The sequence below is a fragment of the Butyricimonas sp. BSD2780061689_150309_C8 genome, from assembly GCF_015560935.1.
GTDB lineage: Bacteria > Bacteroidota > Bacteroidia > Bacteroidales > Marinifilaceae > Butyricimonas > Butyricimonas paravirosa.
In genome coordinates this window covers 130643-146435 of the sequence record NZ_JADMSV010000006.1, presented here as the reverse complement: position 1 = coordinate 146435, position 15793 = coordinate 130643, and the positions used below count along the sequence as shown (strand labels likewise).

The 15793-nt window shown below is 34.8% G+C and carries 15 protein-coding genes; 12 read left to right on the top strand and 3 right to left on the bottom strand.

Annotated elements, in window-relative coordinates:
* Positions 1-8: 8 nt before the first annotated feature.
* The 3 genes from I2I33_RS07855 to I2I33_RS07845 form a co-directional block, all read right to left on the bottom strand.
* Positions 9-1040 carry an FAD-dependent oxidoreductase gene (locus I2I33_RS07855; protein WP_087422452.1) on the bottom strand — a complete coding sequence of 344 codons (1032 nt, stop codon included), beginning with the start codon at positions 1038-1040 and terminating at the stop codon, positions 9-11.
* A gap of 77 nt (positions 1041-1117) precedes the next feature.
* Entirely contained in the window at positions 1118-2194 is a 1077-nt protein-coding gene (locus tag I2I33_RS07850) for a CoB--CoM heterodisulfide reductase iron-sulfur subunit B family protein (RefSeq protein ID WP_027200984.1), read from the bottom strand.
* Between the two features lie 54 nt (positions 2195-2248).
* The gene (locus I2I33_RS07845) at positions 2249-2941 is read right to left on the bottom strand and encodes a 4Fe-4S dicluster domain-containing protein (protein ID WP_087422451.1); all 693 of its coding nucleotides are present in this window, start codon (positions 2939-2941) and stop codon (positions 2249-2251) included.
* 504 nt (positions 2942-3445) lie between these two features.
* On the opposite strand from I2I33_RS07845, the gene rbr reads away from it, so the two are divergent.
* The 12 genes from rbr (at position 3446) to I2I33_RS07785 (ending at position 15714) form a co-directional block, all read left to right on the top strand.
* Positions 3446-4024: a rubrerythrin gene (rbr, locus tag I2I33_RS07840; RefSeq protein WP_087422450.1), complete on the top strand. Its 579-nt coding sequence runs from the start codon at positions 3446-3448 to the stop codon at positions 4022-4024.
* Positions 4025-4801: 777 nt separating this feature from the next.
* On the top strand, positions 4802-5326 hold the full coding sequence (locus I2I33_RS07835; protein WP_087422449.1) for a UpxY family transcription antiterminator: 525 nt from the start codon (positions 4802-4804) through the stop codon (positions 5324-5326).
* Between the two features lie 11 nt (positions 5327-5337).
* Complete coding sequence (locus tag I2I33_RS07830) at positions 5338-5997, top strand: hypothetical protein (RefSeq protein ID WP_087422448.1); 660 nt, start codon at positions 5338-5340, stop codon at positions 5995-5997.
* Positions 5998-6100: 103 nt separating this feature from the next.
* Positions 6101-6853 (top strand): cytidylyltransferase domain-containing protein, encoded by a 753-nt coding sequence (locus tag I2I33_RS07825; RefSeq protein WP_087422447.1) that lies wholly within the window; start codon positions 6101-6103, stop codon positions 6851-6853.
* A complete protein-coding gene (locus I2I33_RS07820) occupies positions 6853-7893 on the top strand; it encodes an N-acetylneuraminate synthase family protein (RefSeq protein ID WP_087422446.1) in 1041 nt (346 codons plus the stop codon). Before I2I33_RS07825 ends, I2I33_RS07820 begins: the two co-directional genes overlap by 1 nt.
* Before the next feature lie 101 nt (positions 7894-7994).
* On the top strand, positions 7995-8498 hold the full coding sequence (locus I2I33_RS07815) for a KdsC family phosphatase (RefSeq protein ID WP_162613865.1): 504 nt from the start codon (positions 7995-7997) through the stop codon (positions 8496-8498).
* A gap of 71 nt (positions 8499-8569) precedes the next feature.
* Positions 8570-9625, top strand: coding sequence for an NAD-dependent epimerase (locus tag I2I33_RS07810; protein ID WP_087422444.1), 1056 nt, complete (start codon positions 8570-8572; stop codon positions 9623-9625).
* A 1-nt stretch (position 9626) separates the two neighbouring features.
* Entirely contained in the window at positions 9627-10946 is a 1320-nt protein-coding gene (locus I2I33_RS07805; protein WP_087422443.1) for a UDP-glucose dehydrogenase family protein, read from the top strand.
* A gap of 9 nt (positions 10947-10955) precedes the next feature.
* Positions 10956-12233 (top strand): oligosaccharide flippase family protein, encoded by a 1278-nt coding sequence (locus I2I33_RS07800; RefSeq protein ID WP_195666782.1) that lies wholly within the window; start codon positions 10956-10958, stop codon positions 12231-12233.
* Positions 12217-13173: an ATP-grasp fold amidoligase family protein gene (locus tag I2I33_RS07795; protein ID WP_195666781.1), complete on the top strand. Its 957-nt coding sequence runs from the start codon at positions 12217-12219 to the stop codon at positions 13171-13173. Before I2I33_RS07800 ends, I2I33_RS07795 begins: the two co-directional genes overlap by 17 nt.
* A gap of 251 nt (positions 13174-13424) precedes the next feature.
* Positions 13425-14612: a glycosyltransferase family 4 protein gene (locus I2I33_RS07790; RefSeq protein ID WP_087422440.1), complete on the top strand. Its 1188-nt coding sequence runs from the start codon at positions 13425-13427 to the stop codon at positions 14610-14612.
* 4 nt (positions 14613-14616) lie between these two features.
* Complete coding sequence (locus I2I33_RS07785; RefSeq protein ID WP_087422439.1) at positions 14617-15714, top strand: EpsG family protein; 1098 nt, start codon at positions 14617-14619, stop codon at positions 15712-15714.
* Positions 15715-15793: the final 79 nt, after the last annotated feature.

The following is a 15793-nucleotide window of genomic DNA, read 5'->3' as shown; positions in this document are numbered from 1 at the left end:
ATCGACAATCACAAAATCTTTTTAAGTTTCACGTATTCTATAATGTTCATGGCTGCCGAACGGGCATCGGCCAGCGTGTCGGTCAGGTTCATCGGGGCACTTCCGCATCCGGCCACGAAAACGCCTTCGACATTCGTGTTGTTGTTACGATAGTGCGGGTCTTGGGATTTGATGAAACCATTTGGAGCCAAGTTCAAGCCTAGCGTGTCTGCCATTTGGCGACTGCCTTCCGAGGATTCCATACCGACCAACAGGATCATCATATCAAGCGTCATGCGCAAGGGTTTCCCGACAAGAGTGTCTTCCACCTTGATCTGTAATTGCTTGTTCATGTTTTCAGCGGCCTCGGACAATCTGCCCCGCACGAATTTGATATTATATTTTTCCTGTGCATCCCGGTACATTTCCTCGTAACCCGGTCCGAACATACGCATATCCATGTAGAAACAGAAGATTTCCGTGTCAGGTAATAGTTCCCGAAGTTCAATGGCTTGCTTTACCCCGGTGATACAACAGAGTTTGGAGCAATGGTAGTTGCATACCTTTTCGTCACGGGAACCCACGCAATGGATGATCCCGATACGTTTGGGGGTATTCCCGTTTGCCATTCTGATTGAGTGGTTGTAGAACATATTCTCCAGTTCCACGGAGGTGATCACGTTTTCATATATCCCGTAACCATATTCTTCCTTCCGGCGGGCATCGAAAATTTTGAATCCCGTGGAAACCAACATTGTGTCCCCTTCAAGTAAGCTACCGTCGCTGAGAGATACGAGGAATTTACCCTCTTTGTTCTTCTCGATTTTCCGGGGTTCCATGCCCAAGTGTAACTGAATTTTCGGGTGATTCAGGTTTTGTTTTAATATGTCGTTCAGATCCTTGGCGGATTTCCGGTCAGGAAACAATTGGTACCAATTGTTCAAGTTACCGCCGGTTTCGTTGTTTTTCTCGACTAATTCCACGTCGATTCCTTGACTTGCCAGTTGATGCGCGGCTTCGCAACCTGCCGGACCTCCTCCGATGATGATGACTTTTGCCATATATTAATTGAAAATTGAAAATTGAAAGTTGAAAATGAATGACTTCATGGTTCTTTTTCCAATTTTGTGGTTTAACATTATAATTTTGACACTCTCAGGTACGTGGGGCATTTCGGGGCCCCGATGTCTTCTCCCCGGATGTTTTTGAATTTTGCTTCCGGATCATACGGGATGCCCATTTTATCCAGCAGGGGTTCCACTGAAACCTGGTGCATCTGCAACCCGATTTCCCACGGGTCATACCCCAGAACGAGAGCTGTGAGTTCCTCGTAAGTCAGCACGGGAATACCGTAGCCGTCCTGTCCGTAAGTGGTTCCTTCCATCTCGCTGATCGTGTATTGCCATTTGTCCATGAACATGGCGCACCCCGGACAGTTTGCCACGATAAAGTCGGGTTCGTAAGGTTGCATGGATTCAAATTTCTTTTTCGAGTTGGCCACGGAATAGCCCCGGTTGGCCATCACGAGATACTGGCGAAAACCGAAACCGCAACAATGTCTTCTTTCCGGGTAATCGATTACATCGCCGCCCCAGGCATAAATCATACCGGATAACACGGCCGGAAATTCGGCTCCCCCAATTCCTTTCGTGGGGAACATTTTCGAGTAATGACACCCGATGTGATCCACCCCCCGGAGAGGTCTTCCCGTGTGAACGTCCACCAGCTTGTATTTTGCCTGGGCAGCGATCTCGTTTCTGAACTTATAGATTATGTCTGATGTGTGAGCAAGATTTCTAGGTTTTTTAAATTCCCGTTTGGTGGCTTTCCAAAGGAATTCTCTGATTTTTTCTTCCACTTCCGGGTGGTGGTGCCATGTCTCCAATATCTCGGTATAAATACCGAAAGATGTGATACAAGAGGGGGTCATGTTTTCGTACCCGGCCTCGGTCATGAGGGCAAAATGACGGGCGACTACCGTCATGATTGTTTCTGCCGGAACGATGTCCGAATGATAACCGATCCCGGTGCAAGTCGTGTGTCGCGGATCATCAATAACATCTTTCGCCAGTTTATTCTTCATAATATCCAGGTAAGCCCATTCCGAACCCGGGAAGAACGTCTGGCGAATACAACTTCTCGCGTAAAAATAGTGATCATCGGCAATCTCTTTCTGATAATCTTTCCATATCTGTTGTTTACCCTCTAAATTCATCTCGCTATTTTAGTTCCTGTTAATTGCTTGAATTCGTTTTAAACTTTTATCTTTCTACTGGTGTTTCCCGCTGTTTTCCATGTATGTTTTCAGGAAATAAGCCTCTTCCAGATCAACTTTCTCTTCGTCGGCCACGTGTTGGGAACAACTGTCAATTTTTTCCAAGAATTCAGTTCCCCCGGTGACATCGAAAATTTTCCGCAATTCATCCATACTTTCCGAATCCACTTCCCGTAATGCCCCGGCTCCCGATTGACGGTAGTTCGAGTGCATGCGTTCGTACACGTCATCCAGATGCTCGTATATCCATTCCCACACGGGTCCTTGCTCCGGGTGCATTTCCGGTTTCACCAGGTCGGGAGTAACGCAATATCCTCTTTTGAGGATGGATTCTCCGATCACGTGTTTTAGCGCGTATTGCTGACGTCCTTTTTCCGAATAGACAAAATATCCCAATTCCTGGGATGCTTTTCTTAATGCCATGATCACGAGGCCCGGCGTGTTGCAGCGCGGACAACGAGTTTTACAAGACATACATTCCCCGCAATACCAGATCGTGTTGCTTTTCAACAACTCTTCGATCTCTTCTTCATTCCCCCGTTGTACGGTTTCCACGATCACCCGCGGGTCATAGTTATAGAATTCGGCTGCCGGACAAATTGCCGTGCATACCCCGCAATTCATACAGCTATTCAGCCCTTCGATGAAATGAATATCTTTTTGTAACTTTTTTAAAATCTCTGACATAACTAACTCTATATGGAAAAATTACTCGTCATAATTCTTTTGCATACAAAAGTATATCTTAATATTTTGCAACTAAAGGAGAGAAATGCTTAAAATGTGGGGTATTTATACTACCATTGGGAGCCTGTTTAAATTTGTTGAACAAAATCTTGTCGTTGCTTGATTACCTCTAGGTTATGCTGATGTTCCATCAATGTTCCTTCGGTGTTCCAATAAGACTCAGTTTTGATTCGTGCGGCGTTTAAATGTATTTTTTCCAGCGATTACTCGCAAGTGACACGGAGAAAGCACGGAGAAGACCTAGCCAAACAATAGAGTAACAGCGTATGTCTCTTGAACAACTGGCATTCAATATTTTTTTATATTAGTCAATGCGAAATTTAAACAGGTTCTAAGTTTGCTTGATAAGTAGTAGTTACAAGTTGCAGGTTGACCGGTTACAGGTTTGGTTCTAAATAGCCTGTAACTTAAAACATCTTTTCCCCGTAAGAAAAAGGAAAAACCATGAACAAAAGTGTAAAGGGTACTTTAACAGAGGCCAATCTTTTAAAATCATTTGCCGGAGAATCACAGGCAAAAAATCGGTATACTTTTTTCTCTGAAGTAGCGAAAAAAGAGGGGTACGAACAGATAGCGGGCATATTTTACGAGACCGCTTTGCAAGAAGAGATGCACGCGAAACGTTTCTTCAGCCGTTTAGAAGGCGGAATGTTGGAGATCACTGCTGCGTATCCTGCTGGGGTTATTTTGGACACGGCCAGTAATCTGGTTGAGGCTGCGGAGGGTGAGTATGACGAGTGGCATCACTTGTATCCGGAATTTGCTAAAGTGGCCGAAGAGGAGGGATTTAAGGACATTTCCGTGATGTACCGTATGATTATCGAGGCGGAAAGAAATCATGAAACAAGGTATCGGAAACTCTTGTCGAACTTGCAGGATGGTATCCTTTTTGAACGCCCGAAAACGGTAAAATGGTATTGTCGCAAATGCGGGTATGTCCACGAGGGCCCCACGGCTCCTAAAGTTTGTCCGGCTTGTCTCCATCCGCAAGGATTCTTTGAATTACTGGTAGAGAATTATTGAGATGAGTAACATGAGTACAGGAACCTGAAAATGAATTTTGTCGTTTTCAGGTTTTTTATATAATTCAAATTACAATAATTACTGTCATAGATAATTAAGACAAGGGATAAGTATTATGCCGTTTATATATATGGCTTCTGCGCTGTTGCTTAAAAACAAAATACCAGCTCACTCTCATAATGGTGTTGTAGGACAAATTGGACTATATTTCGTGACTACAGGAAGATTATCATTATTTCTTTGGTTCTGTGGATAGTATAAATCGTAGATACTCTCATCTGTTTTTTATGTGTGTTAAAGTTTGTGTACCAATAGGAAACAAAAGATTTGTCCAAAGAAAAGTAGGATGATAAAAAGGGATTGATATTGAAATGTTTATTGTGTTAATAAACGATCGATTATTGCGTTGCAAATATACTAATTTTTCATGCTTACAAATGGAATGCAGATATTTTTTTCTTTTTAACCATCAGGAGGTTGACATATTTGCCCAAAATGAAAAATTATTAAATGTGTTAATATCATCAATCGATCGTTTTTTTAGATCAATAGTCTAGAATCAGTAAAATCAGATTATTTGCGTGGGAATGAATATGATTCTTCCAAAAGACAGTTTTTACGTGCTGTACCTGTTTAAGGATGGTGCGTGAGGCACATGGGCATAAAAAGTTAAGCCTGATTCTAAAGGTTAGTGCGCGAAGCGTATCTACATCAATCGTGTGATATAGAATTTATTAATCAATCACGAGAATTTCCAGATTTCACAAGCTATAAAATATGTCAGAGGGTACGAGAAAAATGCATTGGTATGCGGCGTACACTAAAATCAATCAGGAATTAACGATTAAAAAGCGGTTAGATCACTTGGAGATAGAAAATTATCTTCCCATGCGTGATGAAGTTCGTGAAACTTCTTCCGGGAGGAAAAACGTGCGGGTAATCTTGATCCCTCATTTGATTTTTATTCGAACGGATCAAACAACAGCTTTCTCGTTACTGAATGAACATGGTTTAAACGTCGTTTACCTGAAAGATTTAGAAACTCGTCATTTGTTGATTGTTCCCGATAAGCAAATGCGTGATTTCATGTTCTTGCTTGACTTTTCAGATTCCACCGTGGAGGTGATTAACGAAGAGTTGAAGCGAGGTGATCGGGTAAGAGTAATCAAAGGTCCGCTAATAGGGCTTGAAGGAGAATTGCTCCGCATAAAGGGGCATAAACGCGTAATAGTGCGCCTGGAAGGGGTCGTTTCTGTGGCAACCTCTTATATTCCGGGATCATTCCTAGAAAAAATTAAATAGAGATAGTGGCGATGAATCTTAATGATTTGTACAAAAAAGTATCGGTCATCCCAATTGGAGATTTCCCTCCATCTGCGTTGTCCGGTTTATTGCATGGGTATATCTCAATCTATTCTATTGTGCGAGTAAACCCGTGGTTGGAAGACGTGTATGGTAGCCAATGGGATATCCATGAACGGATTCGTGAAATAGCGGGAGAATTAGCCGATCTGATACAAGATCCATCTATTGCATTGGAAGATCGAGTTGGACATATTGCCGACTTGATGGAAACTTATTTGACCTATTCCGACATGGATTTCCTGGATATAGCTTTAGATGCAGCTTATGGGATAATATCACCGGAGGGTAGCGATGAGATTGTATTACCTTGTCGAACACCGGAGATGTGTCGGTTGTTGTGTAGTTGTTATTATTTCACGGGGGAGGAGGAGTGTGCAAGGTTGGCAAAGGAAATCGTGAAAGATAAAATGAACGAATATAATAGTAACCAAATTTTAATAAACATAGATAATTGGAATTGGTTTCGTGCGATAGAGGTTTACTGTTCTATAGTCGGTGATAAAATAAATCTTTTCTTGAAAGACAATATCGAAAATGAAGAGATTGGATGTTTGAGTGATTATTTTGATCAATTAGCATACAAGGAATTATTTCTAGATAATAAATGATGTTACTTGTGTTGGATATGTTATATGTAAATTATGTGTTCTATTAATATGCTTTTTAGCGTAAAAATGGATTTTAGCGTATTCTATTTTAATGATATAAAAAATGAATAAAACGGGTGTAGTCATTCAAGCTCGCGTGGGATCTACTCGACTTGCTAATAAGGTTTTATTACCATTTTATGGTGAGCAAACAATACTATCTATTGTTGCAGATAAATTTACTCATTGTGGTTTACGTGTTGTTATTGCAACAACAACTAATACTAAAGATGATGTAATAGAACAATTTTGTAATTCTAAGAATCTTGTGTGTTTTAGGGGTGAAGAGTTTGATGTGTTAAGTAGGTTTATTGCTTGTGCTAAGAATTTTAATTTTACTTCTTTAATAAGAGTATGTTCTGATAATCCATTATTAGATTTGAATGAAATAGATAGATTAATCGAGAATATAGAAAATAATCAAGATGTTGATTATATGAGTTTTATTGTTAATGATAGACCTTCAATTAAAACTCACTTCGGTTTTTGGACAGAATACGTGACTTTAGAAGCTTTAGAAAGGGTCGCAAGTTTGACAAGTGATAAATTGTATCATGAACATGTTACGAATTACATATATACCTATCCCCAATTGTTTAACATTAAATGGTTAGACACAGATCCTTGTTTAAATGGTCGTGATGATATAAGATTAACAATTGATACTAGAGAAGATTTTGATTGTATTAAAGAAATTTATTCTAATCTATTATTATTGGGAAACCAATATGATTTATCTACAGTTGTTGATTTCATTGATAGAAGTGCACATTTAAAAGAAAAAATGGTTTTAGAAATTGCTAAAAATATCAAATAATGAAACACACATATATAATAGGAGAAATAGGGCAAAATCATAATGGTTCTGTTGATATTGCAAAGTTAATTATAGAATTAGTGGCGCGTCCAGTAAAGGAATCTGTTTTTAATTTGGAATTAGAGCCAATGAATGCTATAAAAATGACTAAAAGAGATCTGTCTGAAGAGTTAACAGATTCTCAAATGAAACGTCTTTATGATTCTCCAAATTCTTTTGGGAAAACATATGGAGAACATAGAGCCTTTTTAGAGTTGACAAATGAAGACCATTATGAAGTATATAAATATGCAAAGTCTTTAAATTTAGATTTTGTTGAAACTTTATGTTCTAAAGGATGTTTGTCGTTGTTGAAATTATTTGAGCCAGATATTCTGAAAGTTGCTAGTCGTGATTTAACTAATTTGCCATTATTAAATTCTATTGCAGAAACGAAAATTCCAGTAATTTTGTCAACTGGAATGGCTGGTAAACGAGAACTAGACGATGCTCTAGATATAATAACGAAATACCATTCAAATATTTCAATACTTCATTGTGTTTCACAATATCCGACATTTCCAGATAATTTGAATTTAAATACGATTCTTTATTTGAAGAAAAATTATAGTCAATATAAAATAGGCTTTTCGGATCATACAATAGGGATATCAGCTCCTATTGTCGCTATTGGGATGGGAGCTGAAATAATAGAAAAACATGTAACCATTGACCGTTTTATGAAAGGAACAGATCAATTAGGATCTCTAGGACCTGATGGAGTTAATCGAATGATTCGTGATATTCGTATTGCAGAACGTTGGATGGGGAAAGAAGAATTATATATAGATGAATGTGTAAAATCTGCAAAGATAAAATTAGAACGTTCCATTGCTTCAAAATATGAAATGAAAGCTGGTCATGTTATTAAAGAAGAGGATTTGCATTTACTTAGTCCTGGGGATGGATACAAGTGGAATCAATTATTGGATATTGTTGGAAAAACGATAATTAAAGATATTCCAGCTAATGAAATAATTTACCCTGAATATATTGCTTAAGTGTTTGTGTGATATAAAAAATGGTTTTAAACATATTTGGTTATGTTGAGGTGCATACATGTTTTTAATGAGTATTTAATTGTAAATAAAAAATGATATCAATGTTTCCTAAACTTGTACTAACAGATATAGACGGCGTTTGGACGGATGGGGGGATGTATTACGATCAATATGAGAATGAATGGAAAAAATTTCATACTTATGATAGTGCAGGTGTTTTACTTTGTCATCGCTTGGGAATACCAGTTGGAATAATTACAGGAGAAAAGACACATATAGTTGAAAGGAGAGCTAGGAAATTGGGGATAGATTATCTTTATCAAGGAGTGGATAATAAACTAATTGTTGCTCAAAAAATATGTGAACAATTAAATCTTGGATTGGAAGAGGTTGCTTATATAGGTGATGATATTAATGATATTGAACTTTTGAGATCGGTTGGAAAGAGTTTTTGTCCATCATCGGCCCCAGAGTATGTAAAAAAGAATGTAGATGTTGTTACTGTTAAAAAAGGAGGAGAAGGTGCTTTTAGGGAAATGGTAGAACTTTTAATAAGTTTTTCAAAAGAATTGGATATTCTAAAAGTGTATAATGCGAATTTATAGAGTATTCTAAAAACTGCCCTATATAAAGAGTAGTTTTATATAGATTATCAATAAATCAAAAGAATTGACTAATGAGAATGTTGGTTACTGGTGCTGCGGGTTTTATTGGGGCAGCTTTGATTCGTGTATTATTGCAGAATGGACATACTGTTTATGGTATAGATAATTTGAATAGTTATTATGATATACAATTAAAATATGCAAGATTGAAATTATTGGGGATTTCTACGAACGATTTTTCTAGTGAAAAATTTTATAAAAGTGATCTATATTTAGATTTTTATTTTGGAAAGATAGACTTACTCTCTACAAACTCTTTGGAAGATTTATTTGAGAAGAAAAAATTTGATGTTGTGATAAATTTGGCTGCCCAGGCTGGAGTTCGTTACTCATTAGAAAATCCGAAAGCATATATCGATGCAAATGTTGTAGGTTTCTTTAATATTTTAGAATGTTGTCGGCATTATCCAGTGAAACATTTGCTGTATGCGAGCTCTAGTAGTGTATATGGTCTAAATGAAAATACCCCTTTTAAGGAAAAGTGTAGTATAGCTCATCCTGTTAGTTTATATGCTGCTACGAAAAAATTTGATGAATTGGCAGCACATGTTTATAGTTATTTATATAACATTCCAACTACAGGTTTACGTTTTTTTACAGTTTATGGTCCTTGGGGGCGTCCTGATATGAGTCCTTATTTATTTACAGATGCTATTTTGAATAATCGAGCAATAAAAGTATTTAATAATGGGAATATGTTAAGGGATTTTACTTATATAGATGATGTTGTAGAAGGAATTGTTCGTTTGATTGATAAGATTCCAATTTGTGATTCTACATGGAATGCTGAAGATCCTGATCCTTCTTCTTCAATTTGTTCTTATCGAATTTATAACATAGGAAATTCTCAGCCAATAAAATTGATGGATTTTATTATGGCGATAGAAGAGGCTTGTGGTAAGAAAGCTGTAAAAGAATATTTACCTATGCAACCAGGAGATGTTTATCAAACGAATGCAGAAACAACATTGTTACAAGAAGCTGTTAATTATAAACCGAGTACATTGTTGCATGATGGGGTAAAAGCTTATGTTGAGTGGTATAAAGATTATTATAAAGTGAACTGAGATGAAAATAGCAATAATAGGAACAGGATATGTTGGTCTTGTGACAGGTACTTGTTTTGCAGAAATGGGAATTGATGTGACTTGTGTCGATTTATTGGAGTCTAAAATCGAAGGATTGAAACAAGGAATTATCCCTATATATGAACCGGGATTGGATGATTTAGTAAAACGAAATTGTAAAGCAGGACGTTTACATTTTGCAACGGATATAACATCGTATTTAAATGAGTTGGATGTCGTTTTTATTGCAGTGGGAACTCCTCCTGATGAAGATGGTAGTGCTGATTTGAAATATGTATTAGGGGTAGCTAAGACAATAGGAGAAAATATAAATCAATATATATTAGTTGTAACCAAGAGTACTGTGCCTGTAGGAACGGCAAAAGAAGTAAGATCTGTAATTCAGAACGAATTAAATGTTCGGAAAATTCAAGTAGACTTTGATGTAGCTTCAAATCCAGAATTTTTGAAAGAGGGAAATGCCGTTGAGGATTTTATGAAGCCAGATCGAGTTGTGGTTGGAGTGGAGTCTGAGAAAGCAAAAGAAATTATGGAACGGTTATATAAACCTTTTATGATGAATAATTATCGTTTGATTTTTACAGATGTTCCATCTGCAGAAATGATTAAATATGCAGCGAATTCTATGCTTGCAACTCGAATTAGTTTTATGAATGATATTGCTAATTTGTGCGAGTTGGTTGGAGCTGACGTAAATATGGTGAGAAAAGGGATTGGCAGCGATAGTCGTATTGGAAGTAAATTTTTGTATCCTGGATGTGGTTACGGGGGAAGTTGTTTTCCTAAGGATGTGAAAGCATTGATAAAAACAGCAGAACGGAAAGGATATAATATGCGAGTGTTAAAAGCTGTGGAAGAGGTAAATTATATTCAAAAAAGTATATTGTTTGAGAAACTAATCCGTTTATTAGGAACAGATTTATCTGGAAAAACAATTGCTATATGGGGCTTGGCTTTTAAACCAGAAACGGATGATATGCGAGAGGCTCCTTCTCTAATATTAATTGATAAAATATTAAATGAGGGAGGACGAATAAAAGTTTATGATCCGGTAGCGATGGAGGAGTGTAAACGTAAAATTGGTACTGCCGTTGTGTATGCTAATGACATGTATGATGCAGTTTTAAATGCAGATGCTCTGTTAGTGGTAACTGAATGGAAAGAATTTCGAGTTCCCAATTGGAGGATTCTGAAAAAATCTATGAAGCGTGCATTGGTATTGGATGGAAGAAATATATATAATCGGGATGAATTGATAAAAGAAGGGTTTACTTATGAGTGTATAGGTGGACATTCTTGAAAAATGTAAATGAAATTAGGTGTGTCTTATAGAACAAGATATCGTCAAATAATAAAAAAGAATAAAGTCCTAGTTGAAAACTTTTCTTATATATCTGCGCTTCAAATATTTTTACTTCTGTCCCCATTAATCACGTATCCTTATCTAGTAAGGGTATTGGGGCGAGAGTTATATGGTTGGGTGATTACAGCACAGGTTATTGCAGGCTATTGTTCTTTGATTGTAGATTTTGGCTTTAAAAGTGTTAGTGCTAAACACGTATCAATTTATAGAGAGAATAAAGATAAGTTATCAGAGATATTATCTTCTGTATTATTGGTGCGTTTTCTTTTGTGGTTTTTCTGTTTCATCGTGTATACGATAATTGTTTATCAAATAGATAGTTATCGAGAACATATATGGTTATTCCTTTTTTCTTTTGGGATTACATTTAATGAGTTATTATTCCCTCAGTTTTTTTTTCAAGGAATAGAAAAAATGAAATATATTGCCATATTGAATATTGGAATACGATTATTTTTTCTGTTGTTAATTTTTATTGTGGTAAAAGAAACAGAGGATTACGTAATTGTTCCATTACTATGGAGCATCGGATACTTTTTAGGTGGAGTGGTATCATTATATGTTATTTTTTTTCGAGAAGGAGTTCGCTTACGATATCCAGGAATGAGTAATATGTTATTTCATGTAAAAGATGCTTCCCCAATTTTTGTAACCGATGTTATATGTTCTATAAAAGATAGGTTAAATTATATATTACTAGGTTCTTTTGTCGGGATGAGTGAGGTCGTTATTTACGATTTAGGTTCTAAATTTACTAATATGTTGGTTAAACCTATTAATATTGTAAGTACTGTTTTTTTCCCTAGGATGGCTAAAGAACGTAATGTGAATTTATTTAAGAGAATGGCATTTTTGTCTTTTGTAGGAACGGTTGGGGGTGTTGTGTTGTTGAATTTAGTTTTACCGAATGTAACCCGTTTTTTTGTTGATGGTGATGTTGATTTATTACCAATTAGATTGTATTTGTTTGCTCCTATCTTTTTAGGATTGAGTGGTTTTATCGCTTCAAATTTTTTAATTGCGTTGGGATATAATAAATATATATTATATAGTATTATCGTAACAACAGGTGCGTATGTACTAATGCTATTACTTATGTATTTCGGGGGTACATTACATTGTGTTTCAGCTTTTGTTGGTATTACTGTTATATCCTATTTTGTTGAGTTAGTTTATCGATTATTTGTTGTTCGTAAAATATTGAAAAATGAAAATGATAGATAGTATTAGGAAGTTTTATAGGTATAATGTGTTTACTTATTATTTGTGTTATCCTTTGCGAAGTTTATATAATATATTTTTCTTTTATCTGATACCAGATAAAATAGCATTACAGGTGAAATTTCGTAAACGTCATGGATATAAATTGGATTTCAATAATTTAAATACATTTTCAGAAAAATTGCAGTGGTTGAAATTATATAATCGAAAACCATGGTATTCTGACTGTGTTGACAAATTTAAAGTTCGTGAATATGTTACACAAAAATTAGGTACAGATAAATATTTAATACCGTTATTTTTTGAGACAACACATTGGAAAGATATTAAACCAGAAAATATGCCTAATGAACCATTTGTAATAAAATGTAATCACGATAATAATTCGTATAAGATTATTTATGATAAAACAAAAGAGGATTGGAAAGCATTAAGGCTGTTTTATCGACGTAGATTGAGTGCGCGTAGTTTTTTTGGGGCAAATAGAGAATGGCCATATAAAAATGTAAAACCTCGAGTTATTGTAGAAGGTCTTTTGAGTAGTACTGGTAATGAATATAAGCTTCAAGAGTATAAATTTCATTGTTTTAATGGACAAATAAAAGTTATAAATTTTAATGAAAAAGATGTGGATGGAAAGATGTGGTATCGATATCTTAATAAAAATTATGAAGTTATAGATGAAAAGTATTCAATGGGAAGTACTTATGAGCTTAAAAAGAATTTTACACCTCCATTGGTTGCAAAAGAAATGTCTGAATTAGCTTTAAAAATTGCAGCTGATTTTGAATATAACATACGAGTAGACATTTATCATGTTGATGGGAAATTGTATGTTGGAGAGTTAACATTTTTTGATGGAGCTGGTTGGGATAAAATTACGCCATATGAATGGAATCTTGAATTAGGAAGTTATTTGCATTTACCTGTAGATAAAAATTGAGAAAGTATAAATTTGTACTATTTCTTTTTTTAATAGGTTCTGTTAATAAGAATATGTTAGTACTGTTTATGTATAATTCTCTATGGTAATTTGGAAAATTCTTTTCCTTCATATTTAAATTTATTGGCGATTGTTAAAATTGATTCCTGAATTGAGAGAGAAATTCTATATATAGTTCTGGTATTAGGAACTCTAAAAGTTCTGTAACATCTTTTGTTGTATCTAGGAATGTAAAATTAGTAAGAGTTTGTATGAAAAAAGTTGATGTAATTTGTCCTGTTTATATTAATGCGACTATTGGCCCTACTGGGACATTGAGACGTTTATTGGCAAATAAAGATTATTTAATAGAACGTGGATATGAAATAGAGATCTTTACATATGATTACTTGGTTTCTAAGGGAAATGCTAGAGAGGTTGATTTTTCTAAAGGTTTATCACGCCGTTCTCAGATGAAAGAATGGATAAAAAAAAGTCGTTTGATGTCAATGTTATTTGTGATGCGAAATCAAATGAATGCTAGACGCCTTGTTAAGTTATATGCAAGTCTAAATAGGAAACCAGATATTGTTGTTTTTCATGAAACGAATGCTTGTTATGCTTATTTAAAGAAGGTAGACACAACAGCTAAAAAGGTTTGTTTTTTTCATACTGATGGGAAACGTTGGGAGATGTTTCTTAAATCTTATCCTAAATTGAAAAATAGTTGTTTTTTGCGTTTTTTGGATAAACAGATTGAATATATTATTAACAATTTAGATAGATTTGTATTTATAGCAAATATTGGACGAGAAAATTTTTTGAAAGAAAATCCATCTATAAAAAAGGAGAAAACAATTTGTTTTCATAATGGAATAGAGGATAAACCAATAATAATAAGTCAGGATCAATCTAGCATAAAGGAATTTAAGTATCGTTTATGTTGTACTGGGACCATTTGTAAAAGAAAAGGACAATATTTAATTATTGAGGCTTTAAGACTTTTAGATAAAAAAGTACTTTCAAATATTCATCTTTCTCTGTTTGGAGGTGGGCCAGATCTTATTTCATTACAAAAAAAAGTTATAGAATATGGTCTAAATGATAATGTAACTTTTGCAGGTAATGTAGATAATAAACAAATTCATGAAAAGTTGTGTCATGAAAATATTTATATATTGATGAGTGATAATGAGGGTTTGCCTATTTCTATTATAGAGGCTATGCGAGTTGGTTTACCTATTATTAGTACTAATGTTTCAGGAATTCCAGAACAAGTAGAAAATTTGTTTAATGGTATACTGGTAGAACCTAATGTAGAATCTTTACTGGAAGTATTAAACAGTCTCTCTAATTATGATTGGAAATTGATGGGAAAAAACTCACGGGAGCGTTTTGAGAAAGAATTTTCATTTGACCAGATGAAAAAAGCATATTGTGATATGTTAGATACTTTATAATTTTATGACTGGGGATATTTCTTCGCTTTTGTGGTATTTAGGTGCGATGTTGTTTGCTTCAATGTTTGCTTATATAGGAAATCATGAACGAAGTGTCTTTAAAAGGAAGTGTTATATTGTATTATCATTTTTAGTTATTATTCTTTTTTGTGGATGTCGTTTTTTTGTTGGGAATGATTATGCAAATTATACTTATGCTTTTCAATCTTACAAGAATAATGGCTATTCTGCAGTTTATGAACCAGGGTTTGATTTTTTATATTATGTGTTTGCTGATAACCCATGTGGATATATATATGTTTTCTTTATCGCAACAATTGTCACATATTATTTTATATTTAAAACTCTTGTTCGAGAAGATTGTTTGTCTTGGGGTATTTATTTTACATTTGCTTTAGGTTTTTTGATTTGTGCAAATGACCAAATTCGTCAATGTATAGCAATATCAATTTTTATTTATTCTATAAAGTTCATAGAGAGAGGTGAGTTTATAAAATATTTGTGTTGTGTTCTTGGAGCTTGTTTATTTCATTATTCGGCAATTGTATTAATTGGTGCATACTTTATACGTTTTATTAAATTCTCTAGATTTGTATGGGGGGTGTTGATTATAAGTGCCTACTTTTTATATTTGATAGGTTTTTGGCAAGAATATGTAGTTCGTCTAATGTTAGTAATACCTCATTATGGAGAACTTGCAGTTTCTTCTATGAGGTTTTTGCAAGCAGCAGAAACATCTTCTGGATTAGGAATTTTATTTAAAGTCTGTCTTGCTTTAAGTATCGTTATTACTTATAATAAATTACAGAAGCCATTACTAGCAAAAATCTATTTATGTGGTTCTTTTTTAGGAATTGTATCGGTCGGTTTTTTATTGCTTGAGCGAGTGTCATTTTATATGTTATACACTAATATATTAGTTTTTCCTCTTTTAATAAAAAATCGTAAAGTAAAAATTATTTCGACTGCGGTAATTACTGTCTCTTTTTTGTATTATGTCTTACAATTCTATTTTGGATTAGAGAAACACGGAGCTGTGCCGTATAGAACTATTTTTTTCGAAAATGTAGTAATGCCTAATTATTCTTTAGGAAATGATTAATATGTTATTGTAATCGGTGCAGTAATGTATTTATTGTGCTAATATCCTTTTACCTATTTGTTGGGTTAAGTTTTATTCT

What these genes read in the sequence shown, in the direction of transcription:
- I2I33_RS07785 (WP_087422439.1), top strand. Translation starts at nt 14,617, where the DNA reads ATGACTGGGGATATTTCTTCGCTTTTGTGGTATTTAGGTGCGATGTTG.
- I2I33_RS07835 (WP_087422449.1), top strand. Translation starts at nt 4,802, where the DNA reads ATGTCAGAGGGTACGAGAAAAATGCATTGGTATGCGGCGTACACTAAA.
- I2I33_RS07810 (WP_087422444.1), top strand. Translation starts at nt 8,570, where the DNA reads ATGAGAATGTTGGTTACTGGTGCTGCGGGTTTTATTGGGGCAGCTTTG.
- I2I33_RS07795 (WP_195666781.1), top strand. Translation starts at nt 12,217, where the DNA reads ATGAAAATGATAGATAGTATTAGGAAGTTTTATAGGTATAATGTGTTT.
- I2I33_RS07815 (WP_162613865.1), top strand. Translation starts at nt 7,995, where the DNA reads ATGTTTCCTAAACTTGTACTAACAGATATAGACGGCGTTTGGACGGAT.
- rbr (WP_087422450.1), top strand. Translation starts at nt 3,446, where the DNA reads ATGAACAAAAGTGTAAAGGGTACTTTAACAGAGGCCAATCTTTTAAAA.
- I2I33_RS07825 (WP_087422447.1), top strand. Translation starts at nt 6,101, where the DNA reads ATGAATAAAACGGGTGTAGTCATTCAAGCTCGCGTGGGATCTACTCGA.
- I2I33_RS07850 (WP_027200984.1), bottom strand. Translation starts at nt 2,194, where the DNA reads ATGAATTTAGAGGGTAAACAACAGATATGGAAAGATTATCAGAAAGAG.
- I2I33_RS07790 (WP_087422440.1), top strand. Translation starts at nt 13,425, where the DNA reads ATGAAAAAAGTTGATGTAATTTGTCCTGTTTATATTAATGCGACTATT.
- I2I33_RS07800 (WP_195666782.1), top strand. Translation starts at nt 10,956, where the DNA reads ATGAAATTAGGTGTGTCTTATAGAACAAGATATCGTCAAATAATAAAA.
- I2I33_RS07830 (WP_087422448.1), top strand. Translation starts at nt 5,338, where the DNA reads ATGAATCTTAATGATTTGTACAAAAAAGTATCGGTCATCCCAATTGGA.
- I2I33_RS07805 (WP_087422443.1), top strand. Translation starts at nt 9,627, where the DNA reads ATGAAAATAGCAATAATAGGAACAGGATATGTTGGTCTTGTGACAGGT.
- I2I33_RS07855 (WP_087422452.1), bottom strand. Translation starts at nt 1,040, where the DNA reads ATGGCAAAAGTCATCATCATCGGAGGAGGTCCGGCAGGTTGCGAAGCC.
- I2I33_RS07845 (WP_087422451.1), bottom strand. Translation starts at nt 2,941, where the DNA reads ATGTCAGAGATTTTAAAAAAGTTACAAAAAGATATTCATTTCATCGAA.
- I2I33_RS07820 (WP_087422446.1), top strand. Translation starts at nt 6,853, where the DNA reads ATGAAACACACATATATAATAGGAGAAATAGGGCAAAATCATAATGGT.